18 protein-coding genes are annotated in these 18,448 nt (G+C 63.7%); 8 read left to right on the forward strand and 10 right to left on the reverse strand.

Translation table 11 applies throughout. The features are described from left to right. Positions 1 to 20: 20 nt before the first annotated feature. Positions 21 to 2,684: a pyruvate, phosphate dikinase gene (gene ppdK, locus BGP00_RS11430; protein WP_292689370.1), complete on the forward strand. Its 2,664-nt coding sequence runs from the start codon at positions 21 to 23 to the stop codon at positions 2,682 to 2,684. A 220-nt stretch (positions 2,685 to 2,904) separates the two neighbouring features. Here the strand turns inward: ppdK and BGP00_RS11435 are convergent, their stop codons facing one another. After that, positions 2,905 to 3,672, reverse strand: a complete 768-nt coding sequence (locus BGP00_RS11435) for a methyltransferase domain-containing protein (RefSeq protein WP_292689371.1) — start codon at positions 3,670 to 3,672, stop codon at positions 2,905 to 2,907. Between the two features lie 83 nt (positions 3,673 to 3,755). Between BGP00_RS11435 and BGP00_RS11440 the strand changes: the two genes are divergently transcribed. Continuing rightward, positions 3,756 to 4,499, forward strand: coding sequence for a ComF family protein (locus tag BGP00_RS11440; RefSeq protein ID WP_292689372.1), 744 nt, complete (start codon positions 3,756 to 3,758; stop codon positions 4,497 to 4,499). 358 nt (positions 4,500 to 4,857) lie between these two features. After that, positions 4,858 to 5,229, forward strand: coding sequence for a phosphoribosyl-AMP cyclohydrolase (gene hisI, locus BGP00_RS11445; protein WP_292689373.1), 372 nt, complete (start codon positions 4,858 to 4,860; stop codon positions 5,227 to 5,229). 11 nt (positions 5,230 to 5,240) lie between these two features. Here hisI and BGP00_RS11450 read toward each other — a convergent pair whose 3' ends face one another. From BGP00_RS11450 to tyrS, 4 genes are all read right to left on the reverse strand, one after another. Continuing rightward, positions 5,241 to 5,942 (reverse strand): dienelactone hydrolase family protein, encoded by a 702-nt coding sequence (locus BGP00_RS11450; RefSeq protein ID WP_172249230.1) that lies wholly within the window; start codon positions 5,940 to 5,942, stop codon positions 5,241 to 5,243. Between the two features lie 2 nt (positions 5,943 to 5,944). Next, positions 5,945 to 7,195 (reverse strand): MFS transporter, encoded by a 1,251-nt coding sequence (locus tag BGP00_RS11455; protein WP_292689709.1) that lies wholly within the window; start codon positions 7,193 to 7,195, stop codon positions 5,945 to 5,947. A gap of 107 nt (positions 7,196 to 7,302) precedes the next feature. Next, on the reverse strand, positions 7,303 to 7,647 hold the full coding sequence (locus tag BGP00_RS11460) for a PilZ domain-containing protein (RefSeq protein ID WP_366522329.1): 345 nt from the start codon (positions 7,645 to 7,647) through the stop codon (positions 7,303 to 7,305). 105 nt (positions 7,648 to 7,752) lie between these two features. Continuing rightward, the gene (gene tyrS, locus BGP00_RS11465) at positions 7,753 to 8,982 is read right to left on the reverse strand and encodes a tyrosine--tRNA ligase (RefSeq protein WP_292689374.1); all 1,230 of its coding nucleotides are present in this window, start codon (positions 8,980 to 8,982) and stop codon (positions 7,753 to 7,755) included. A 135-nt stretch (positions 8,983 to 9,117) separates the two neighbouring features. On the opposite strand from tyrS, the gene BGP00_RS11470 reads away from it, so the two are divergent. Together BGP00_RS11470 and BGP00_RS11475 are read left to right on the forward strand one after the other, a co-directional pair. Then, the gene (locus tag BGP00_RS11470; protein ID WP_292689375.1) at positions 9,118 to 9,561 is read left to right on the forward strand and encodes a DOMON-like domain-containing protein; all 444 of its coding nucleotides are present in this window, start codon (positions 9,118 to 9,120) and stop codon (positions 9,559 to 9,561) included. Further along, positions 9,558 to 10,781, forward strand: coding sequence for a DUF1343 domain-containing protein (locus tag BGP00_RS11475; protein WP_292689376.1), 1,224 nt, complete (start codon positions 9,558 to 9,560; stop codon positions 10,779 to 10,781). Before BGP00_RS11470 ends, BGP00_RS11475 begins: the two co-directional genes overlap by 4 nt. On the opposite strand, the gene BGP00_RS11480 is transcribed toward BGP00_RS11475, so the two are convergent. After that, complete coding sequence (locus BGP00_RS11480) at positions 10,775 to 11,656, reverse strand: DUF817 domain-containing protein (RefSeq protein ID WP_292689377.1); 882 nt, start codon at positions 11,654 to 11,656, stop codon at positions 10,775 to 10,777. The genes BGP00_RS11475 and BGP00_RS11480 overlap by 7 nt on opposite strands. 49 nt (positions 11,657 to 11,705) lie before the next feature. Between BGP00_RS11480 and BGP00_RS11485 the strand changes: the two genes are divergently transcribed. Then, positions 11,706 to 12,446 (forward strand): glutathione S-transferase family protein, encoded by a 741-nt coding sequence (locus BGP00_RS11485; RefSeq protein ID WP_168602584.1) that lies wholly within the window; start codon positions 11,706 to 11,708, stop codon positions 12,444 to 12,446. A gap of 21 nt (positions 12,447 to 12,467) precedes the next feature. Here the strand turns inward: BGP00_RS11485 and BGP00_RS11490 are convergent, their stop codons facing one another. The 4 genes from BGP00_RS11490 to BGP00_RS11505 all read right to left on the reverse strand — a co-directional run bounded on the left by BGP00_RS11490 (position 12,468) and on the right by BGP00_RS11505 (position 17,197). Next, positions 12,468 to 12,890: a GFA family protein gene (locus BGP00_RS11490; RefSeq protein WP_292689378.1), complete on the reverse strand. Its 423-nt coding sequence runs from the start codon at positions 12,888 to 12,890 to the stop codon at positions 12,468 to 12,470. After that, positions 12,887 to 13,969: an acyltransferase gene (locus tag BGP00_RS11495; protein ID WP_292689379.1), complete on the reverse strand. Its 1,083-nt coding sequence runs from the start codon at positions 13,967 to 13,969 to the stop codon at positions 12,887 to 12,889. Before BGP00_RS11495 ends, BGP00_RS11490 begins: the two co-directional genes overlap by 4 nt. Beyond that, on the reverse strand, positions 13,969 to 15,966 hold the full coding sequence (gene parE, locus BGP00_RS11500) for a DNA topoisomerase IV subunit B (RefSeq protein ID WP_168602587.1): 1,998 nt from the start codon (positions 15,964 to 15,966) through the stop codon (positions 13,969 to 13,971). Before parE ends, BGP00_RS11495 begins: the two co-directional genes overlap by 1 nt. Positions 15,967 to 16,033: 67 nt before the next feature. Beyond that, complete coding sequence (locus BGP00_RS11505) at positions 16,034 to 17,197, reverse strand: penicillin-binding protein activator (RefSeq protein ID WP_168602588.1); 1,164 nt, start codon at positions 17,195 to 17,197, stop codon at positions 16,034 to 16,036. A 51-nt stretch (positions 17,198 to 17,248) separates the two neighbouring features. Between BGP00_RS11505 and rsmI the strand changes: the two genes are divergently transcribed. Further along, a complete protein-coding gene (gene rsmI, locus BGP00_RS11510) occupies positions 17,249 to 18,076 on the forward strand; it encodes a 16S rRNA (cytidine(1402)-2'-O)-methyltransferase (RefSeq protein ID WP_168602589.1) in 828 nt (275 codons plus the stop codon). Beyond that, positions 18,073 to 18,444, forward strand: a complete 372-nt coding sequence (locus BGP00_RS11515; RefSeq protein ID WP_292689380.1) for a YraN family protein — start codon at positions 18,073 to 18,075, stop codon at positions 18,442 to 18,444. Before rsmI ends, BGP00_RS11515 begins: the two co-directional genes overlap by 4 nt. Positions 18,445 to 18,448 lie beyond the last annotated feature (4 nt).

Genomic DNA, 18,448 nt, shown 5'->3' on the forward strand with positions numbered 1-18,448 from the left:
CTGGGAGGCTTGGTCTAATCATGTCTGCATACGTATTCTATTTCGGTGGTGGCGCCAATTCGACCGACCCGCGCAGCCGCGACAAGACAATCGCCGGGGGCAAGGGCGCCAATTTGGCCGAAATGGCCGGTATTGGTCTGCCGGTCCCGCCGGGCTTCACGATCAGCACCGAAGTTTGTGCGACCTACAACGCCAATGGCAAAAGCTTTGACGCCGATCTGCGCGCTGGCGTTGCCGCTGGCGTGGCCCATGTCGAGAGCTCCACGGGCCGCGTGTTTGGCGATACCGCCAATCCGCTGCTGGTCTCGGTGCGTTCGGGCGCGCGGGTGTCGATGCCGGGCATGATGGACACGGTGCTCAACCTCGGCCTCAACGACGAGACGGTGCAGGGGCTGGCGCAGGGTTCGGGCAACCCGCGCTTTGCGTGGGACTCCTATCGCCGTTTCATCCAGATGTATTCCGACGTGGTGCTGGGCATTGACCATCACCTGTTTGAGGATGCTCTGGAAATCGTCAAGGAAGACAACGGTTTCTACGCCGATGTTGAGCTGGAAGCCGAGCATTGGCAGGCGCTCGTCGGCGAGTACAAGGAAATCGTCGAAAAGGCGCTGGGCCGCCCGTTCCCGCAGGATGTGCATGAACAGCTCTGGGGCGCGATCGGCGCTGTGTTCGACAGCTGGGAGAGCGAACGCGCCAAGGTCTATCGCCGCCTGAACGATATTCCGGGCGACTGGGGCACGGCGGTCAACGTGCAGGCGATGGTGTTCGGCAATATGGGCGACACCTCGGCCACGGGCGTTGCCTTCACCCGCGATCCGGCGACCGGCGAGAAGGCCTATTACGGCGAATGGCTGGTCAATGCGCAGGGCGAAGACGTGGTGGCGGGCATCCGCACCCCGCAATATCTGACCAAGTTTGCCCGCGAACGCGCCGGGGCCAAGCCGCTTTCGATGGAAGAGGCGATGCCTGAGGCCTACACCGAGCTGGCCGCTGTCTTTGAACTGCTGGAAAAGCACTACAAGGACATGCAGGACATCGAATTCACCGTTGAGCGCAACAAGCTGTGGATGCTGCAGACGCGAAGCGGCAAGCGGACGGCCAAGGCCGCGCTGAAGATGGCGGTCGATATGGTGGGCGAAGGCCTGATCGACGAAGCCACCGCGATCAAGCGCGTCGATCCGATGGCGCTCGACCAACTGCTGCACCCCACGCTCGACCCCAAGGCGGAGCGTGACTATCTGGGCAAGGGGCTTCCCGCTTCGCCGGGCGCGGCCTCGGGCGCGATCGTGCTGGACGCCGAAACGGCGCAGGCGCGGGCCGAGCGCGGCGACAGCGTCATCCTCGTGCGCGTCGAAACCAGCCCGGAAGACATCCACGGTATGCATGCGGCCAAGGGCATCCTGACCGCGCGCGGTGGTATGACCAGCCACGCGGCTGTGGTGGCGCGCGGCATGGGCCGTCCCTGCGTCTCGGGGGCCAGCGCGGTCAGCATCGACATGAACAGCCGCACCCTCAAGATCGGCACGCGCGATCTGAAGGAAGGCGACATCATCACGCTGGACGGCGCGACGGGCGACATCATGGGCGGCGCTGTGCCGACCATCGAGCCTGAACTGGTGGGCGATTTCGGCACGCTGATGGTCTGGGCCGACAAGCATCGCCGCATGAAGGTGCGCACCAATGCCGAAACGCCCGAGGACTGCCGCACCGCGCGCAGCTTTGGCGCCGAGGGCATCGGCCTGTGCCGCACCGAGCATATGTTCTTTGACGCGGGCCGCATTTCGGCCGTGCGCCAGATGATTCTGGCCGAGGACGAGGACGGTCGCCGCGCCGCTCTGGCCAAGCTGCTGCCCGAACAGCGCGCCGATTTCCATGCGATCTTCGAGATCATGGCGGGCCTGCCGGTCACGATCCGCCTGCTCGATCCGCCGCTGCACGAATTCCTGCCGCATGGCGAGGCGGAATTTGCCGAACTGTCGGATGCCATCGGCATCGGCGTGGAAACCTTGAAGCGCCGTGCGGGCGAATTGCATGAATTCAACCCGATGCTGGGCCATCGCGGGTGCCGTCTGGGGATCACCTTCCCGGAAATCTATGAGATGCAGGCGCGCGCGATCTTTGAGGCCGCCGTCGATGTGGCGCTGGCCTCCGGCGAGGCGGTGGTGCCCGAAGTGATGATCCCGCTGGTGGCGACCAAGAAGGAGCTTTCGATCCTGAAGGCTCTGGTGGACCGTACCGCTGCGCAGGTCTTTGCCGAAAAGGGCAAGGTGCTGGATTACCTCGTCGGCACGATGATCGAATTGCCGCGCGCGGCGCTGATGGCGGGCGAAATTGCCGAGGAGGCCAAGTTCTTCTCCTTCGGCACCAACGACCTGACGCAGACCACGCTGGGCGTGTCGCGCGATGACGCGGCCCGCTTCCTCTCTGCCTATGTCGAGCAGGGCATCTATGCGCGCGATCCCTTCGTCAGCCTCGATGTCGAGGGCGTGGGTCAATTGGTCGAACTGGCCGCCGAGCGTGGGCGCAAGACCCTGCCGGGCATCAAGCTGGGCATTTGCGGCGAGCATGGCGGCGATCCGGCCTCTATTGCTTTCTGCGAAAAGACCGGGCTGGATTATGTCTCGGCTTCGCCCTTCCGGGTGCCGATTGCTCGGTTGGCGGCGGCGCAGGCGGCTTTGGGGTAAGGGGGCTTTTGCCTCCGGCGGGCCAAGGGACTCTTCCCTTGGCGATCCCGTTAAGGGGGCGGCGCCTGATCTGAGACGTTGAATGGATAAAAGCCTGCGGCGCTAGGATAAGGCGCCGCAGGCTTTCTATTTTCCAACCCCGCGTCCGACACATAACGCCGAACCCAACGCGCAACGTGGACAGTAACGGGAGCGCGAGGAACGAGTCCCTCGCATCATTTCACCTTCTCCACCCACTCAACGTCAAAATCTCGAACACTTCGGTCACGCGCCCATCCTCGGCCAGCTCATCAAAGGCAACCAGAGCGCGGGCATAGCCGGCCTCGCCAATCGGCGGGCCCCCCTGGGTCAAAACCCCGCTCCATGCCTGCGCGCGCACATCGCCCACCAACCCTGCCAGCGAGCGGAAGCGCACCTTGACCGCGCGACCATCGCTGACCGGATCGGCAAAACCGGCACGTTGCAGCAATTGCGCCCCGGCGCGAACATCGACCATCGGGTGCATCCGCGCGGCGGGGCGGTCGCCATCGGCCGCCATCATGATCGCGCGCAGCGCGGGCAGCGACCCGGCCCCGGCAAAGCTGGCGATCATCACGCCGCCGGGGGTCAGCGCCTGTCGCATATGGATCAGCGCGCCGGGCAGGTCATTGACCGTATCCAATGTGCCGAGCGAGGCGATCAGATCGAAATCGCGCAGCAGATAGGGCTGCTCCTCATCCAGCACCATCGCCCCGCGCAACCCCGCCGGATCGGCCTCCACCACCTCGGCGCCTTGCGCGCGCAGAGCGGCACCCAGCGCCCCGGTCCAATCGCCCACCACCAGCGCACGGCGAGGCGTCATCTGCACAAAGGAGAGCCGCTCGAGCACATCCTCAACCATATCGTCGAGCAGATAATGCGCGGCATTGGGCTGATTTTGCAGGACCATCGCCCGGCGGCGGGCGGCAAGGCGGCGGTGCGGCGCGAAAATGCGGGGAGGCTGACTCATGCGCCCCGTCCTGCCTCTTGCGCCGCGCGGCTGCAAGGATCTTCGCGCTTGCCCCGGCAAAAGCAGCCATTAGACTTTTGTCCATGCGCCGCCTTTCGCCCGTTCTCGACCTGCTGTTTCCCCCGCGCTGCCCGCTGTGCGGCGAGGGTATCCATGAACAGGGCGGCCTTTGCGCGTCCTGCTGGTCGGGTCTGGCGATGCCGGGTGATCCTTCATGCCGCCTGTGTCAGCGCCCGTTGAGCAGCGCAGCGGCTTCCCATGCCGAGGATGGCCTGCTGTGCCACACCTGTGTTGTCGAGACGCCGCGCCATGATGGCGTCGCGGCGGCCACGCTTTACAATGACACTTCGCGCCAATTGGTGATCGCGCTCAAGCATGGACGGAGGGTGGCGCTGGCCGGGCTAATGGGGCGGCTGATGGCGTCGCGGCTGAAAGCGCAGGATATTGGGCCGGGCTGGCTGGTGGTGCCGGTGCCGCTGCATCGCTGGCGGTTGTGGGGGCGGGGATTCAACCAATCGGCCCTGTTGGCACAGGAGATTGGGCGGCACACCGGGGCAAAGCCGATGGTCGACGCGCTGGTGCGGCGGCGCAAGACGCCGATGCTGGGCGGACTGGGGCCACAGGAGCGGGCCAAGGTGCTGACCGGCGCGATTGGCCTGCACCCCGGCCGCAAAGCGCGCCTGCATGGCGCAAAAGTGATTCTGGCCGATGACGTGCTGACCAGCGGGGCGACCACCAATGCCTGTATCGCCGCGCTGGAGCGGGCGGGTGCGGCGCGGGTGATCGTGGCCTGTTTCGCCCGCGTCCATGGCGAGGAGCTGGCGTAAATGCTCCATAAGAAAACGCCCGGAGGTCTGACCTCCGGGCGTTAACGTGACGAAACTGATAGGCGACGCTTCTCAGCGCGACTGGTGTCCCCCCCTGATGGGCCACCACACCTGAACCCTCATTCTCTACCGCGCAACACTCTTTCAGCGCTGGCTGGCATTTCCCTGAACCGTGGCGCGTTCCGCTGCCTGGCAATACGATCTCCCTCAAGACCGTGACCGATTTGTTTCAACTTTTCGGGCCAAAGATAAAGAGGCGATCATCGCAAGTGTGGATTTTCGCCCCCAGTTGTGGTTATCGCGCAACATCACCGCGCCCAGCAGAGGGTTGAGGCGCCTTGAACGGAAAGTTTTACGTATGTCCGCCGGGAATATCGAGCGCGAATCCGGTCCCACCTTCATGCCGCGTTTCGATGCGCAGGGTCTTTTGACGGCCATCGCGGTCGATTCGGAGAGTCGGGAAATCCTGATGGTGGCGTTTATGGACGCAGAGGCGCTGGACAAAACGCGCGAGACGGGGCTGGCCCATTTCCATTCGCGTTCGCGCGGGAAACTGTGGCTGAAGGGCGAAACCTCGGGCCATTTCCTGCGGGTGCAGGAAATTCGCGTCGATTGCGATCAGGACGCGCTGGTCATGTTCTGCAAGCCCGAAGGCCCGGCCTGCCACACGGGCGCGCGCAGTTGCTTCTATCGCAAGCTGGAGGGCGATACCCTGACCCGTGTGGACTGAAGGCGGCTGGATTACGCAAAGATCTCGTCGAAGAAGCTGAGCATCGCGGCCCAGCTCTGACGGTCGGCGCTGGTGTTATAGCCCAGAAAGTCCTTACCGCGCGCATCGCTGTCGGGGTCGGTAAAGCCATGGCGCACGCCCGCATAGGCGTGGAAATGCCAGTTGGCCCCGGCGGCGTCCAATTCCTCCCAAAGGCCGATGACGGCGCTGCGCGGGGCCAGCGGATCGGCATCGCCATGCAGCACCAGAATGCGCGCCTTGACCGCGCCGGGCGCGGCGGGCTTTTCCGTGCCGAAGACGCCGTGGAAGCTGACGGCGGCGGCAATGTCAGCCCCGTCACGCGCCAGTTCGAGCGCGGCCTGACCGCCCATGCAATAGCCGATCACGCCGACCTTGAGTCCTTCTGCGCCGGGCAGGGCGCGCAGCGCCGAGAGCGCGGCATGGAGGCGCGTGCGATAGGCATCCCAATCCCCGCGCAAAACCTCGGCCATCGGGAAGGAGGCTTCGAAACTGGCCACCGGCGCGCCATAGAAATCGCCGACCATGGCCAGATAGCCCTGCTCGGCCAGAGCCAGTGCGCGGGCCTCGATGGCGGGGCCGATATTGGCGATGGTGGGCCAGATCAGGATCGCGGCGCGCGGCGTTCCGGCCGGACGCGCCACCCAGCCGGTCAGCGCGACATCACCGTCGGAATAGGAAACAGGCTGAAGCATGATCAATCATCCTCTTGGGGGGTAAAACGATTGGCTTTGCGGATTTGCGGAAACAGAAAGGCCCAGATCAGCGTTACCGCCACCGCGCCAAGGCCGCCGAACAGCACCGCTCCCTGCGCACCCAGCAACCATGCGGCAATGCCCGATTCCATCTCGCCCAATTCGTTGGAGGCGCCGATGGCCAGACCCGAAATGGCCGAAACCCGCCCGCGCATTTCATCGGGCGTATGCATCTGGACCAGCGTGGAGCGCACGAACATGCTGATCATGTCGGCCGCGCCCAGCACCGCCAGCATGGCCAGCGACAGCGCATAATTGGTGGAAATGGCAAACACCGCCGTCGCCGCGCCAAACAGCGCGACCGAGCCGAGCATGGTGATGCCCACCCGCCGCTCCAGCGGTTTGATCGACAACAGTATGCCCAGCACCGCCGCGCCCACCGCCGGTGCCGCGCGCATTTCGCCCAGACCCGTCGGCCCCACATGCAGGATATCGCGCGCATAGACGGGCAGCAGCGCCGTCGCCCCGGCCAGCATCACAGCGAAGAGATCGAGCGTGATGCAGCCCAGCAGGAACGGATTGCCGCGCACAAAAGTCAGCCCTTCCCACGCCATGCGCATCGGGTGGGTTTCACGATTGGCGGCATGGGCGGGCAGGGGCCGGATCGTCAGCAGCGCCAGCGCCGAGACACACAGCAGCGCGCAGGACATCCAATAGAAGAGCGACGGATGCCAGCCAAACAGCAATCCCGCCACCGCAGGCCCGGCAATCGTGCCCGATTGCATCGCCATGGAATTCATCGCAATCGCGCGGGGCAAGAGCGCAGGCGGCACGATCATCGGCGCGATGGCCCCCACCGAAGGCCCGACAAACACCCGCGCCGTGCCATGCGCCATGCCCAGAAACAGCACCAGCGGCAGGCTGAGCCAGCCCTGCCATGTGGTGATGGCCAGCGTCAGCGCCATGGCCATATCGACCGAGACTGACAGCGCGCCGACCTTGCGCCGATCAAACCGGTCGGACACCACGCCCGAAACCGGGGTAAGCAAAAACATCGGCACGAATTGCACAAAGCCCAGCACCCCCAGCATGAAGGAGGCTTGGGCAATGGTCATTCCATAGGATTGGCGCGCCAGATCATAAAGCTGATAGCCGATGATGACCACCATGCCCGAGCCCGACAGCCAGGAGAGGAAACGGGCGATCCAAAATCGGCGATAGTCGGCGATTTGCAGAGGGTTGGTTGGCTCCATCACCGCGCCGATGTGGCAGGTGCAAAGCCGATTGCCAAGATACCAGTGCTTGTTGAGGGAAAAATCTGGCTTGTGGGCGCCTTTGGTCGGCGCCCCCCGGTTCTGTCTTATCGGCGCAGGCGCGGGTTGGGTTGCAGCGCGGCGATCATGTTGGTGAAATCGTCCTGACGGATGATGCGTTCAAATTGAAAACCCGAACGATCATCGGTCGACCAGATCAGATGAGCCTCGATGCGCCCGACGACGGGCAAGCGGATCGTTACCCTTTCGCCGCGCCCCAATTCGACCTTGTTGCCGACCATGAAGCCGTGGATCGAAATATTGGCGATGTCGAGCATCACATCGCCCACGCGCCGGTGTTCGGCCACCACCCGGAAACTGACCGGATGGCGCGCGGCGCAGTTCGGTAACCGAAAGCTGTGCCCCTGATGCCATGTGTCAATCTCCTGCATGAATTACGTCAAGGAGAGGCTTTTAGGACACAAATGGCGAAAAAATGGTAAATATGGCAAGAAGCTGCCGGTGGAGGCGGCAAGAGCTTGCCGCCTCCGAAAGCATCACAAAGCCTTGAGAATCCCGTGCTTCTTTTTGCCCGAGGAAAGGCGGATTTCTCCGCTTTCAAGGCTAATCGGCAGATTTTCATCGCTGACGGCAACGCCGTCCAGCTTGGCCCCGCCGCCCGCGATCAGGCGCTTGGCTTCGCCACGGCTCGCCGCAAATCCAATTCCGACCAGCGCATCGATGATCGTGCAGCCTTCGGCCGGAACATGCCATACCGGCAGATCCGCGCCCAGACCGCCGCCGGCAAAAGTGGCGCTGGCGGTGGCTTCGGCGGCCTTGGCGGCTTGCTCGCCGCGCACCAGTTTCGTCACCTCATTGGCCAGCACGATCTTGGCGGCATTGATCTCGCTGCCCTCAAGCGCCTCAAGACGAGCGATTTCATCGAGCGGCAGGTCGGTGAACAGTTTGAGGAAGCGGCCCACGTCGCGGTCGTCGGTGTTGCGCCAATATTGCCAGAAGTCATAGGCGGGCAGCGCATCATCATTGAGCCAGACCGCGCCGTTGACCGATTTGCCCATCTTGGCCCCATCGGCGGTGGTGAGCAGCGGAGTGGTCACACCGAACACCTCCACGCCGTCCATACGGCGGGTCAGTTCGATGCCGTTGACGATATTGCCCCATTGGTCCGACCCGCCCATCTGCAGGCGGCAGCCATAGCGCTTGGACAATTCGCGGAAGTCATAGCCCTGAAGAATCATATAGTTGAATTCAAGGAAGGACAGAGACTGTTCGCGATCAAGCCGGGTTTTGACCGAATCGAAGGACAGCATCCGGTTGACGCTGAAATGCTGGCCCACCTCGCGCAGGAACGAGATATAGCCCAGCTTGTCGAGCCATTCGGCATTGTCGACCATGATCGCATCGCTCGGCCCGTCTCCAAAGGTCAGGAAACGGTCGAAAACGCGGCGGATCGAGGCGACATTGTCCGCGATGATCTCGTCGGTCATCAGCTTGCGCGCTTCGTCCTTGAAGCTGGGGTCGCCGATCTTGCCGGTGCCGCCGCCCATTACCACGATGGGCTTGTGCCCGGCCTGTTGCAAACGGCGCAGCAGCATGATCTGCACCATCGACCCCACGTGCAGCGATGGCGCCGTGGGATCGAAGCCGATATAGCCCGGCACCACCTGTTTGCAGGCCAACGCATCGAGCGCGGCGGCATCGGTCAACTGGTGGATATAGCCCCGCTCGTCGAGCAGGCGCAGCAGGTCGGACTTGTATTCGGTCATGTTTGCCTCTTGATTGAGCGCGCCGCCTAGCACGGAGAATTCATTTTGGGAACTTTCTCGCTGATCTGTCATCCGCAAACGCCCGCCGTAGGGGTTAAATCCGTAAGCGTGGATTGGGAAGCGCGCGGCGATGCCTTGACGTTGACATATCGCGTGGGCGGGGCGGGGGGGGTGGTGCTGCCTGCGGCCACCGCGCCTGAACGCCATGATGACCTGTGGAAGGCGACCTGTTTCGAGCTGTTTCTGGGGCAGGCGGGGACGAGCTATCAGGAGTTCAACTTCTCGCCCTCCTCGCGCTGGGCGACCTATGGTTTTGCCGATTATCGTGAGGGCGAGCGGAATGCGGATATGCCCATCGCCCCGGCGATCGCCATAACGGGGGCGGGCGACGTGGCGATCTGCCAGGTCCGGCTGCCGCGCGCGATTTTGGATGGCGCGGTTTGCGCTGGTCTGACCGCTGTGATCGAGGAGGCAGGCGGCCATAAATCCTATTGGGCGCTCGCCCATGGCGAAGGGCGGCCCGATTTTCACAAGCGCTCTTGCTTCACGCTCCAGCTTGCGGCAGCGGAGGCACCATGACTGTTCTGTTCGGCCTTGACCGCCTGCTCGCTGATCCCTCGCTTCGTGCCCCGCTTGCCGGACGCCGTGTGTCGCTGGTGGCGCATCCCGCCTCGCTGACCTCGGGGCTGGTGCATAGTCTTGATGCGCTGGCTGCTTGCGGCGATGTGAACCTGACCAGCGCCTTTGGCCCCCAGCACGGGCTGAAGGGCGACAAGCAGGACAATATGGTCGAGACGGAGGACGAGTTCGACCCTGCGCTCGGCATACCGGTGTTCAGCCTTTATGGACAGGTGCGCCGCCCGACCCCGGCGATGATGGATACGGCCGACATTTTCCTGTTTGATCTTCAGGATCTTGGCTGCCGGATCTACACTTTCGTCACCACGCTGCTCTATCTGTTGGAAGCCGCATCGGGCACGGGCAAGTCGGTCTGGGTGCTGGACAGGCCCAATCCGGCGGGGCGCCCCATCGAAGGGCTGACGCTGATCCCCGGACAGGAGAGCTTTGTCGGCGCCGGGCCGATGCCGATGCGCCACGGCCTGACGCTGGGCGAGATGGGGCGTTGGTTCGTCGACCATTACAAGCTGGATGTCGATTACCGCGTCATCACCATGGAGGGCTGGACGCCCGATGCTCCGGCGCGCGCTGGCCTTGCCGGTTTTGGCTGGCCCGAGGAGCGCCTCTGGATCAACCCCAGCCCGAATGCGGCCAGTCTCAACATGGCCCGCGCCTATGCCGGGACGGTGATGCTGGAGGGCACGAACCTGTCCGAAGGGCGCGGCACGACGCGGCCTCTGGAGGTGCTGTTCGGCGCGCCGGACGTGCATGCCAAGGCTGTGCTGGCCGAGATGCAGGCATTTGCGCCGCAATGGATGACGGGATGTGCCCTGCGCGAATGCTGGTTCACGCCCACATTCCACAAGCATGTCGGCCAATTGTGCAGCGCGCTGATGATCCATGCCGAGGGCGGGTTTTATGACCATCAGGCCTTCCGCCCCTGGCGTTTGCAGGCGCTGGCCTTCAAGGCGATCCGGCGGCTCTATCCCGATTATCCGTTGTGGCGCGATTTCCCCTATGAGTATGAGCTGACGCGCCTTGCCATTGATGTCATCAACGGCGGTCCGGCTTTACGCGAATGGGTGGAGGATGCGGGTTCCTGCGCCGCCGATCTCGACGCGATCACCACGCCGGACGAGGCGCGCTGGGCGGAGGAAATCGCTCCTTATCTCCTTTATTGACCCTTGCGTGGCGCGGCGCGATGCAGCCGCGCCACCAGCACAAACGAAATATACATCAACAGATACCACGCCCCCAGCTTGCCGGGCGAAACCATCACCCAGCCATGCCGCTGGCCCGGATAGAGCCATGCATTGGCGAAAGTGGCGATATTCTCCGCGATCCAGATAAAGCCCGCCACCAGAAACCACCCCAAGAGCAGCGGCATCCAGCGATGCACCCGCCAGTTGCGGAAATAGACCCGCGTGCGCCAGAACAGCATGCCGATCGCCGCAAACAGCCCCAGCCGAATATCGGGCAGCCAGTGATGGGCAAAGAAATTCACATAGATCAGCACGGCCACCAGCGCCGTCAGCCTTTCATCGGGATAATGGCTGAAACGGAAATCAAAGATGCGCCAGACCCGCGCGATATAGCTGCCCACCGCCGCATACATGAAGCCGGAGAACAGCGGCACATTCCCGATCCGCAGAAACCCCGCCTCGGGATAGACCCATGACCCCTGCGCGGTCTTGAACAGTTCCATCACCGTGCCGACGATGTGAAAGGCCGCGATCACCCATGCCTCCTCGCGGCTTTCCAGCCGCAGCGCCAGCATGGCGACCTGTATGCCCAGCGCCGAAAGCGTCAGCATGTCATAGCGGGCCAGCGCCGCATGCGCCGGATAGAACAGATGCGTCATCAGCAGCAGGGCCAGCATCAGGCCGCCGAACAGGCATGCCCAGCCTTGCTTGAACCCGAAGAGCAGGAATTCATAGACCCATGTGCGCCATCCGGGGCGCGGGGCGAAAGCTTCGATCCGGGCGCGGATGGCGGCAAATCGGGTGGGGCCGATAGGCGGAATCTGACGGGTATTTTTCCCACCACTTGTATGCATTGCTTACATTCCTTAAGGTCGGGGCAAAGCACAAGAGGATGCCTAGACGATGCTCAAACTCTATTCTTTCGGCCCGGCCGCCAATTCGATGAAGCCGCTGCTTACCCTCTATGAAAAGGGCACGCCGTTCGAAGGGCACCGCCTGAACCCGGCCATCTTTGAACATCATCAGGATTGGTTCAAGGCCATCAATCCGCGCGGACAGGTGCCCGCTCTGGTCGATGGGGACAAGGTGATTACCGAAAGCACGGTGATCTGCGAATATCTGGAAGACGAACACCCCGGTGAGGTCAAGCTGCGCCCTGCCGATTCCTATGGCCGCGCGCAAATGCGGATCTGGACCAAGTGGGTCGATGAATATTTCTGCTGGTGTGTCTCGACCATCGGCTGGCACCGCTATGTCGGCAATATGGTCAAAAGCCTGAGCGATGAGGCGTTCGAGGAGAAGGTGAAGGCCATCCCGGTCTTTGAGCAGCAGGTCAAATGGCGCCGCGCGCGCGAAGGCTTCCCGCAGGATCTGCTGGACGAGGAAATGCGCAAGATCGCCTTTTCGGTCACGCGCCTCAATGACCATCTGGCCGACCATGAATGGCTGGCGGGCGATATGTTCACGCTGGCCGATATCTGCAATTTCGCTATCGCCAATGGCATGAATTACAGCTTCCCCGAACTGGTGAACGAGGCTGATGCGCCGCATCTGGTGCGCTGGATCGCCCAGATCAACGCGCGCCCGGCCGTGCAGAAGATGTTTGCCGAAGTGCCGATGGAAAAGCTGCGCCCGCAGGATTGATGCCCATGGGCGCCGCTGGATTTACGCCGGCGGCGCCTTGGGAAATTGCGGCAGCGCCGGGTCCATCACCGCCCATGAAGGCGCGCTGGCTGTCCAGATGATGCCGGTGGGCTTGGCGATCTCAGGATTATCCAAGGCCCCCGCACGGATGCGATAGGCCACCGGCGGATCGAGCAGCGGCCGCGAAAACACATGGCTGCCGCAGGCGCTGCAAAAGGCGCGCTCGACCGTATTGCCGCTGTCGGCGGTCTTGTGGTGCAGCGTCACCGGCCCCGTCACCGTCACATTTTCCGGCGCGAACAGGGCGTTGACCGTGGCCGACCCGCTGGCCAGCCGCTGGCAGTCATGGCACCAGCACATGCGCGCGGCAATCGGATCGCCCTTCAGCGAGAGCTTGACCGCGCCGCACAGGCATTGACCAGTATGGGGTCCGGTATGCGTCATTGGCCATCTCCTTTGGCAATCAAGCGCGCCGTGGCCCAGCGCCGCAGGGGTTCATCCCAAAACCGCAGCGCCGCCCAGCCCAGCGCCACCGAGCCAATGTAAATCACCGGGGCCCAAAGGGCGAGGTCATGCGGATACGGATCCAGCGCCATATCCCAATACCAATAGATGAAGGGATAATGGATGATATACAATGGGTAAGACAGGCGGCCCAGCGCCTTGGCGACTTTGCGCATCCCCGCGCTCATCCGCGAATGGGCGCCCATCAGAATGATAAGCGGAAAGAGCAGGGCAACATAGGCGAATTCCAGCAGTCCATTGGCCCAGCCCGGCTTACCCCCCGGCACACCCGCGGCAAAGGCTACCGTCATCACGATGGCCAATCCGCCAAAACTCATCCGCAATGGCGTCAGGCTCGGCAGGATGCGGCGAAGCAGGATGCCGAAGATGAAGGGAAACGCCAGACGAGCCTCCGCCATCCACCAGTGGCTCCACCCCCAGCCGACCGAGAGATTGCCATAGACCACCGCGCCCCAAGCCAGCAGCCCGCCCGCCGGGATCAGCAACCATGCCAGCACGCGCGGCGACAGGCGGTGCAGCACCAGCCCATAGGCGATCGAGCCGATATATTCCTGAAACAGTGTCCATGTCGGCCCGTCGAGCGAATGGGTGTCCTCGGCCCGGTCGGCCAGTGTGGGATAGGGCAGCAGGAAAAGCCCCATGACCACCGCCGTCCAGAACCGCCCATCGACCACATGCGCCGCATGGGGGAAGGGGGCGTAAACCCATGCCAGCGCGCCGATCAGCGTGGCCAGCGGCACAATGGGGTGCAGCCGGACAAAGCGGCGCAGCATAAACCCACCAAAGCCCAGCCCTTCGGCCATACGCCGGTCATAGGCATGGGCGATGACAAACCCCGAGAGCGCAAAGAAGAAATCCACCGCCAGCGCGCCGTGCGGCAGCCAATTGTCCGCCATCACGCCCTTGGACAAGATCTCGCTGATATGAAACACCAGAACCAGCAGCGCAGCCACACCGCGCAAGCCGTCCAGCACCTCGAAATGCGATTTGGTGGCCATTAGGCGTCGATCATTTCGGGGTCGATATCGGCGGCGCGGTTCTGGATGAAGTGGAAGCGGTGTTCCGGGTTGCGGCCCATCAGGCGGTCCACCAGATCCTTGACCTGCGCCCGGTCCTCATATTCCTGCGGCAGGGTGATGCGCACCAGGCTGCGCTTGGCCGGGTCCATCGTGGTTTCGCGCAATTGCTGCGGGTTCATTTCGCCAAGGCCCTTGAACCGGCCCACCTCGACCTTCTTGCCCTTGAACTTGGTCTTTTCCAGCTCGGCCCGGTGTGCGTCGTCGCGGGCATAGGCGCTCTCCTTGCCCGCCGTCAGGCGGTACAGCGGCGGCTGGGCCAGATAGAGATGACCTTTACGCACCACATCGGGCATTTCCTGAAAGAAGAAGGTCATCAGCAGCGTAGCGATATGTGCGCCGTCGACATCGGCGTCGGTCATGATGATGATGCGGTCATAGCGCAAAAGGTCGGGATTGCAGTCCTTGCGCAGCCCGCAGCCCATCGCCAGCGACAGATCGGCGATTTCCTGATTGGCGCGGATCTTGTCGAGCGAGGCGCTGGCCACGTTCAGGATCTTGCCGCGAATGGGCAGGATGGCCTGCGTCTTGCGGTCGCGGGCCTGTTTCGCGCTGCCGCCCGCCGAATCGCCTTCCACGATGAACAGTTCGGTCTCGCCTTCGCCTTCGCCGCTGCAATCGGTCAGCTTGCCCGGCAGGCGCAGCTTGCGCGCATTGGTGGCGGTCTTGCGCTTGACCTCGCGCTCGGCCTTGCGACGCAGACGCTCGTCCATCCGCTCCATCACATGGCCCAGCAGCGCCTTGCCGCGATCCATATTGTCGGTCAGGAAATGGTCGAAATGGTCGCGCACCGCATTTTCCACCAGACGCGCGGCCTCGGGGCTGGTCAGGCGGTCCTTGGTCTGGGACTGAAACTGCGGGTCGCGGATAAAGACGCTGAGCATCGCCTCGCAGCATGTCACCACGTCTTCGGGAGCAATGTCCTTGGCCTTTTTATTGCCCACCAAATCGCCAAAAGCGCGGATGCCCTTGGTCAACGCCGCGCGCAGGCCCTGTTCATGGGTGCCGCCATCGGGCGTGGGGATGGTGTTGCAATAATAGGAATAGGCGCCTTCGGACCACAGCGGCCAGGCGATCGCCCATTCGACGCGGCCATTCATTTCGCCGGGGAAGTCCTGCGATCCGGCAAAGGGTGCGGCGGTCACGCATTCGCGCGTGGCCAGTTGTTCGGCCAGATGGTCGGCCAGGCCGCCGGGAAACTGGAACGTGGCCTCGGCGGGCACATCCTCGGAGGCCAGCGAGGGGGAGCATTTCCAGCGGATTTCAACGCCCGCAAACAGATAGGCCTTGGAGCGCACCAGTTTGAACAGGCGGGCAGGCTTGAAGCGGGCATCCGTGCCGAAAATTTCGGTATCGGGCGTGAACTGCACGCTGGTGCCGCGCCGGTTGGGCGCCGCGCCGACCTTCTTGATCGGGCCGAGGGTCTGGCCCTTGGAAAATTCCTGCGCGAACAATTCCTTGTTGATCGCCACCTCAACCCGCGTCAGCGTCGAAAGCGCATTGACCACGCTGATGCCCACGCCGTGCAGACCGCCGCTGGTGGCATAGGCCTTGCCGGAAAACTTGCCGCCCGAATGGAGCGTTGAAAGGATCACCTCCAGCGCGGATTTGCCGGGAAACTTCGGATGTTCGCCCACGGGAATGCCGCGGCCATTGTCGATGATGGTGATGCGCCCGGGCGTTCCGGGCTCTTCCTCAAGCATGACTTCGATGCGGTTGGCATGGCCCGCGACGGCCTCGTCCATCGCATTGTCCAGGACTTCAGCCACAAGATGGTGGAGCGCGCGTTCGTCGGTGCCGCCGATATACATGCCGGGGCGGCGGCGCACCGGTTCAAGGCCCTCGAGCACCTCGATCGCATTGGCGTCATAGGCCTCGCCCGAGGGGCCGCGTGGGGTTTCAAACAGATCGTCCGACATGAACGACAGACTAGACCGGCGTTGGTCCCGAACGCAAGCGCCCCACGCCCTGAAATCCCCTGAAACCTCAGTCCTCGAAGCGCGACGGAGCGGGGCTGAGCACATTGATCGCCCCGCCGCGCGCCTCGCGCACTTCCAGCGCGCGCTCGATCACCTGATTGCTGTTGAAGCGGAAGATGCCGTCCAGCCCGAGGAACCCGCCCCGATCCAGCAGACGCCCGGTGGGGAAGGGCGTGCCCGGCGCCCATTCGCGCGCAATGCGCAAGCTCAGCAGCACGCTGTCATAACCCAGCGTGGCCGCGCGATAGGGCGGCTGGCCAAAGCGCGCCTTGTAGCTTTCGGTGAACCGGCCAAAGCGCTGATCCGAAAGGGCGGCAAACCATGCGCCGTTCAGCGCGGGCGTGCGCGCCACCACGGCCTCTCCGGCCCACAGTTCATTGCCCAGAATGCGCAGACCCGGCGCCGCGATTTTCAGCAGCGGCGCGGCCTGCGCGGCCATCGCCGCCGTATCGCCGATCACCACCGCATCAAACGCCCCGCGCCCTTTCAGCCGCCGCACCGCCGCCGTCAGCGAGCCCTTGGAGCGATCATAGCTTTCCATGCCCACCAGCGTGCCGCCCGCCGCGCGCACCGCCGCAATGGTGGCATTGCCCGCCCGTTCGCCATAATTGCCCAGCGGCATCAGCGCGGCAAAGCGGGTCAGACCCTGGGCGCGCGCATATTTGACCTCGCGCGCGATAGTTTGGGCCGGAACCGCCCCCATCACGAACACATCATTGCCCGCCACGCCAGCGTCTCCGGTATAGGAAATCACCGGCACATGGGCCGGGCGCGCCGTCTGCGCCACGGCCAGCGCATCCTCGCCCAGCATCGGGCCCAGGATCAGCCGGTTGCCATCGGCCAGCGCCTTGGCCGCCGCCGCCGCCGGGCCGGGCGATGTGTCATAGGTGGTGATGCGGATCTTGGTGGCGTTGGTGTCCAGCAGGGCCATGGTCGTGGCATTGGCCATCGCCTGACCCACCGCGCTGCCCGGGCCCGAAAGCGGCACCAGCAGCGCGATGCGATGGCGTCCTTCGTCGGCGGGCAGTTGCGCGGTGGGCGGGGGCGGCGCATTGGGCGTTTCCACCGGTCCCTTGGGCACGACCGTACAGGCCGAAAGCAGAGCGGTGACGCCAAGGGTCATGCTTTTGCGCCAAAGCGTGCGGCTTGCGGGGGCCTTGGGCTGTTCCATCTTTTTTGTCCTGTTGGCTTGCTCCGGTCGGCCCTGCTATGAAGCTGACCTATGGAACAAAAACTCTCTTCTGGCCTGTATATTGTCGCCACGCCAATTGGCAATCTCCGCGATATCACCCTGCGCGCTATCGAGACATTGCGAGACGTGGCGGCGGTGGCCTGTGAGGATACGCGGGTTACCGGGCGTTTGTTGCAGCATCTGGACATCAAAGCACGCATGATCCGCTATGACGACCATGCCGACGAGCGAGCGCGTGAGGGCTTGCTGGCGCTGATGGCGGATCATCCGGTGGCGCTGGTGTCGGATGCGGGCACGCCGCTGGTCTCGGACCCCGGCTATCGCCTTGTGCGCGAATGCCGCGAGCGGGGCATTCCCGTCACCTCGATTCCCGGCCCCAGCGCGGCGATTGTGGGCATCACGCTTTCGGGCCTGCCTTCGGACAAGTTTCTGTTTGCCGGTTTCTTGCCGCCCAAGGAAAAGGCGCGCGAACATGCTCTGGCCGAGCTGGCGGTGGTGCCTTCGACGCTGGTGTTCTATGAAACCGCGCCGCGCCTGACCGATGCTCTGGCCGCGATTGCCAAGGTTCTGCCGGGGCGCGAGGTGGCCGTGGCGCGCGAATTGACCAAGATGTTCGAGGAATGCCGCAGCGGCACGCCCGATGAACTGATCGAGCATTATACCGCCAATCCGCCGCGCGGCGAGATCGTGCTGATGGTCGGCCCCGCGGTGGCGGAGGCGGCCAGTATGGAGGATGCCGAAAAGCTGCTGCGCGAGCAATTGCGCGAGTTGAAGCCCAGCCAGGCCGCCGCCGCCGTGGCCAAGGCCACCGGGCTGGATCGCAAGGCGTTGTATGCTTTGGCGCTCACGTTGAAATGAACTGGAAACGCGAGGCCGACCGCATTGCCGCCGAGGCGAGGGGGCGGCATGGGGAAACACTGGCCTGCGCTTGGCTGCGCGATCAAGGTTTCGAGATCGTGGCCCAGCGCGTCAAAACCCCGCGCGGCGAGGTGGACATCATTGCTCGCCAGCCGGGGCTGGTCGTTTTCGTCGAGGTCAAATGGCGCGCCCGCGAGGCTGATCTCGATTTTGCCATCGACCAGCGCCGTTTGACCCGTGTGGCGCGCGCGGCCGAATTGCTGTGGCCGGACTATGCTAAAGCCGGGGATGATATGCGGGTAGATATTCTGTTGCTTGCGCCCGGCGCGATGGTGCGCCACATCGCCAACGCATGGATGCCGATCTGATCGG

It is taken from the genome of Novosphingobium sp. 63-713, assembly GCF_001898925.1.
Taxonomy (GTDB): Bacteria; Pseudomonadota; Alphaproteobacteria; order Sphingomonadales; family Sphingomonadaceae; genus Novosphingobium.